General features: G+C 39.1%; 4 protein-coding genes. All 4 read right to left on the bottom strand.

Going from position 1 to position 5,071, the window contains the following annotated elements:
- Positions 1-429: 429 nt before the first annotated feature.
- On the bottom strand, positions 430-1,365 hold the full coding sequence (locus tag KSW37_RS15040; RefSeq protein WP_217315132.1) for a fimbrillin family protein: 936 nt from the start codon (positions 1,363-1,365) through the stop codon (positions 430-432).
- 36 nt (positions 1,366-1,401) lie between these two features.
- Complete coding sequence (locus tag KSW37_RS15035; RefSeq protein WP_217315130.1) at positions 1,402-2,511, bottom strand: fimbrillin family protein; 1,110 nt, start codon at positions 2,509-2,511, stop codon at positions 1,402-1,404.
- Between the two features lie 18 nt (positions 2,512-2,529).
- A complete protein-coding gene (locus KSW37_RS15030) occupies positions 2,530-3,603 on the bottom strand; it encodes a fimbrillin family protein (protein ID WP_217315128.1) in 1,074 nt (357 codons plus the stop codon).
- A 67-nt stretch (positions 3,604-3,670) separates the two neighbouring features.
- Complete coding sequence (locus KSW37_RS15025) at positions 3,671-4,666, bottom strand: DUF5119 domain-containing protein (RefSeq protein WP_437183136.1); 996 nt, start codon at positions 4,664-4,666, stop codon at positions 3,671-3,673.
- Between the last annotated feature and the right edge of the window lie 405 nt (positions 4,667-5,071).

Genomic DNA, 5,071 nt, shown 5'->3' with positions numbered 1-5,071 from the left:
ACCAGGAGCGTAGCCAGTATTTCCCTCCCCGCCAGGTATCCACCATCTTCGAATACCTGGGCGAGCCGGGGGCATAATAGCAATCAGCAAGACGCCCTGACGCCCTGAAAGGGCAAAAGCTCCTAGCCCAGGGCAACGCCCTGGGTATAATAGCAATCAGCAAGACGCCCTGTAAGGGCAAAAGCTTTGTATACTGCCAGGTATTTGAAAGCTTTTGCCCTTACAGGGCGACAGGTTTGTGTCCGTAATTACCCAGGGCGATGCCCTGGGCTAGGAGCTTCTGCCCTTTCAGGGCGTGCTGCTTCCAGGGGCTTCTGCCCTTTACCTTTGCTTTACCCTTCGGCCAGCGATTTTCAATTCCCTTCGGCCGGTGACCGCTGGTTCAGGGCGTATTGGGTAATTTCAACCGTTCAGGTCGATATTTTTTCGCTATTCCGAAACACAACGGACAGACATTGCTATAGAACGGCTATTTGTATTTTTCTTCCGTACTCCTTTTGATATCGTGAGATTATATACCTTTCCTGCTTCAAACGTATATTGCTGTATTTCTTTAGAAGCATCAATCGGGTGACCACCATAATCCCACATCCAGAGTCCCGTAATCTTTTTCGGCAAGATAAATACGGTAACGGTAACAGGATTATTTTTAATCAGGTCTTTATATTCAAAGGTAGCATTAATATGCGTGTTAACATCATCAATTTCCCAAACAGGGACTCCATGGTCATTGCTCATTGGAGAGAAATGGCCAGCTTTGTAACCCGAGACTGTAACTTGTCCGATATCACCCAAAGACTTGTCAAAAATAATATTCACCTTAGCCAAGGCATGCACCATCCAGATCGATACGGTCGGGTTCTTTTCACGATTCCAATCGGTAGCTAAGCCATACAACAGATCTTGTGTCAAATTATTTTCATAAGTCATCATCTTCTTTTCTACGTCATAGTGAATAGAGTTGTATGGATTGCATGGATAACTGGCATAAAAATCTAGCAGTCCATATTTAGGCCAGAAACGCTTGGGGGTATAATTCCAGCTATTACTCTTATCATCATAGGTTACTATCTGACCATTATTCGGATTTTTTACATCATACATAAACTGAACATTCTCATCCGCACCTTGAGAAGATTTATGAAAACCGAAAATCTGAACCTTGTCACCTCCGGTAAATTTCATTGTACCATTAACATCAACCAAACGAGTATTGGGAATTTCCTTCCAATCTGATTGCACAGAAAACCCAATAGGCTGACCAGATACAGGAATAGCATCCTCCACTTGATTGGTACAGGCTGCACCCATCAAGACAAAGAGAATCATCCATAACTTACTATAACTATAAATATTCCGCTTCATATTCCAGATTATCCTTATAAAAACATTGTTTCATTGTCACCCTATCCCCCAATTATCGACAGTAGTCTCTACTTTGAAATCGATAGGATCAAGTGAAAGTATCAAATGAAAGACATACGCTTTTCCTCCTTTAAAATACGGATCACTATCTCCTGGAAGAACTTTTAACAGATCTTTATATACCGTCACCTCTTCCTCAAAATCTCCCTGCGTTACCGTATAAGTTATCTTTAGATTAAAGTAATCGGGCTTCTTCTGAGGGATTATAAAGATATAAGAATCCTTATCATTTGTTACTTTATCATGTTTATAGTCTAACTGAGGAGGTACACTTAACTTATATATGATACTATTTTTTTTGTTATTTTCTTCGCCATCTTCTTTGCCATCTTCTTCGCCTTCTACATTGCCATCTGGTGTCCAAGTATAAAACCATCTAGTACCATTATCGTAGGGGCTCCAACCTCCCGTTTTAAGATTCAGACGGCCCTCCATACGAAAGATGCCTATAGTTTCTTTCTCACCATATAGTTTCACCTCTTTAACTTTTATAACTACATCCTTTTCCTCTATTTTCGGATTGGCTGTGATTTCAAAGCTCAAACGAGCCAAAGCATGTTTGAAAGTAAATTTAACAGGGTTGTCAGCCTTTTTCTGATTCTCAGCATTAGCATACACCAAATCTACAGGAGACCAATTAGCAGGAAAAACTATTTCGAAATTATTATTCAGTTTTGGGACATCACTATAAGGCGCAAAGGCATAGAAATCCACAGATCCTTCACTTGGCCAATATCGGGTATTTGTATATTCCCAATGATTTTGATCTTTATTCCAGGTTACGTGTTCAGTATCCAGCAGAGATATATGGTTGTATCTTGCAAAGACACCAAATCCAGCGTTAAAGTTATCTGGGTTTTTTATATCCCGTTTGAGAAAATCAATATCGGTTACACTAGTACGGGTTGAAGCATTCCGACCCACATAAGCATCAAAGTTGATTTCAGAAGAAGAAGAAGAATCAGAAGATGAAGAAGATGAAGTTTCTTCCACAGCTTCGCCGGCACAACCAGATAATACCAGCTGTGCTATCAAAACATAAAAAGCTAAACGAAGAAACTTCATCTTATGATAATTTAAATTCATTATTTTTATCTGATACGATTACTTCCAAGAATCGATATCGATTGCATCACCATTTATAGGATCCCAACCAGTAACCTCAGCATTGAATTCGATTGGAGTCAGACCAATGGTCAAGTTGATTGTATATGCCTTGCTCTGCAAGAAGTTATTTGTAAGTTGCTTACAAACCTTATTTTTTATTGTTGCCTTTACACCATCCTTATAGCTTATAGTGTACTCTACGATAACATAAAGTTGATCATTATTTGCATTTCCGTTAGAGAAATTCTGTGGAATTACAAACAAATATTCGCTGTCAGAATTTTTAATTGCATCATCATCATTACTACTTAACGTTTTACCAGACGTCTCATTATCGAACCATACAAAATTTTGCTTAGCATCATTATATTTAGTATCATTAGAAGATGCTGTTGACCAATTACCTGTAGACAAATCTATGGTACCCTCTTTGTAGAAAGCATTTTGTGCTAGATCTTTAGATCCTGCCAATGTAATCTTATTCAATGTAATAGTTGCTACAGATTCATAACTAGCATCTTTTAACTTTACAGAATAACCAAGTCTAGACAAAGCATGAGCAAAATTAAATGTCACTGTACCATTTTCTTTTGTCTGACCAACAGCTTTAGCATACAACAAATCTTTCTGCTCAGTAATTGTTCCTGATACATTAAATTTAAGATGATATGTATTTTCAAACGCTCCTGCATTATAAGGAGCATACGCCAAGAAATCAATATGGCCTGGTGTTAGCCAATACTTAAGAGGAGTATATTCCCACTTTTTATCTGTACTAGAATATTTTACCTGCTGATTGTTGAACAAATTAGCACCAAACTCCTGCCCCCCCGTAGAGTTATAGTTACCAAACACACCAAAACCATCAGCAGATGTCTGAAGATCACCTATCTTCACCTCGCTACCACGTGAACCATTTACAGCAACTGCACTTCTTCCCAAATAGCCATCAAAGCTGATAGCCTCGTTCTTAGAAGAATTGTCTGAAAAACTATTCAAGTCATCGCTTGAACAACTTACCAATGTTAACGCTGCCATTGCAGCAATACCCATAAAAAATTTCTTATACATATCTATTATGTTTTTAAATTAAACTAATCTATTATTACTTTATCTGATTCTTATCACTTTACTATTTCTACAGTTCCATATCAATATCCTCAGGTTTACCCCAATCCTTGACCGTGACGTCAAAACCGCCAGAACTTCCTTCCGAAGGATTCACCTCAGGTAAAGGTTTCGGCAACTCAACATCAACATGGAGAGAAGAAAAATAACCTAACTCCGATGAATTTTCATCTTCCTCAAACTTATCTCCTACCGCAAACTGATAATCTACCTGCGTCTTTTTGTCTATCAACAAAGCAGAAAAAGACAGCTTATTGTTTTCTGCATCAAGATGGGCAGTTTCTGGTAGGCCAAAACATTTAAACGATGTCGTCAACGTTCCCAGTGTCGCGTCATTTTTATCTATCGTTTTAGTCCAGGACTCCAGAAGATAAGTCACCTTACTACTCTGAAGCGGCTTCCCCTGTCCCAGCAGAAATCCTTCTGAAATACCAGTTAAGGATCCTCTCGCAGAATACAGGTTTCCTATACCTGGAACTTTCACGTTGACCTGGATATGCGAAAGCACATTCCTTGGCGTTAAAGTAGCCTCAGAATAGTCTCCAGAAACATCGAATTCATCGAGTTTATCAGAGGCAAGCCACTCGGGCTCAACCCCTATCAATTCATTATCTCCACGCGAGTACCAGCGCGATGTTGTATGTAGTACCACAGCTCGCGCCGTCTCGTAAGAGTCCATTCCCTGAAAGTCGAGTGTACCAAACTCGGTCGTACTCTGGTTGAATACCAGTACATGATATTTTCCAGGTTCTAAGGAAAAGTCGGCATGAGTTATCTCATTAGTCAAGACAGTATGCGGAGCACCACCTGACCAGGGAAACACCATGACCGTCATACCAGTAGGCACCTCTTTATCAAACAAATGCCAATCCACATTAATCCGCACCATTCTACGGTTATCCTTTTGGGGACAACCGGAATAGTCATCATAAATGCAAGAAGTAAGCGAAATGATAAGGAGCCAACAGTATAAGAATAGTCCTATATATCTTTTACATCTTTTCATGAATGTTTCATCTTTATAAACTTCTTTTCTAGTTATTAATTCTTTTCGAAAATTCCGGGTGCAAAAGTACAACATAAAATTGATTTAGGTCTTAAACAATATTTAATAAAAATTAAATGATAAATAAGATAACGTTTTTGTTACAACACAAAAAAAATGCCAGTAGCCACCTTTTTAGCAAGCAATTAAAAAACCTACAATCAAACCAATTGATTGTAGGTTTCATTTCTATCATTTATTCAAGTTTCGCATGTGGTTTACGGGCTGAAGGCCCAAAAGCCCCAGAAGCAGCACGCCCTGAAAGGGCAGAAGCTCCTAGCCCAGGGAGGGCACTGAAAAAGTCCCTTCACGGGTTATGTTAGTTTAACATTCGATCTTTGAAATAGTGTACCCAAAAGTTGCATA

It is taken from the genome of Segatella copri (assembly GCF_019127135.1).
Classification (GTDB): Bacteria; Bacteroidota; Bacteroidia; order Bacteroidales; family Bacteroidaceae; genus Prevotella.
This window is presented reverse-complemented; position numbering and strand designations above follow the sequence as displayed.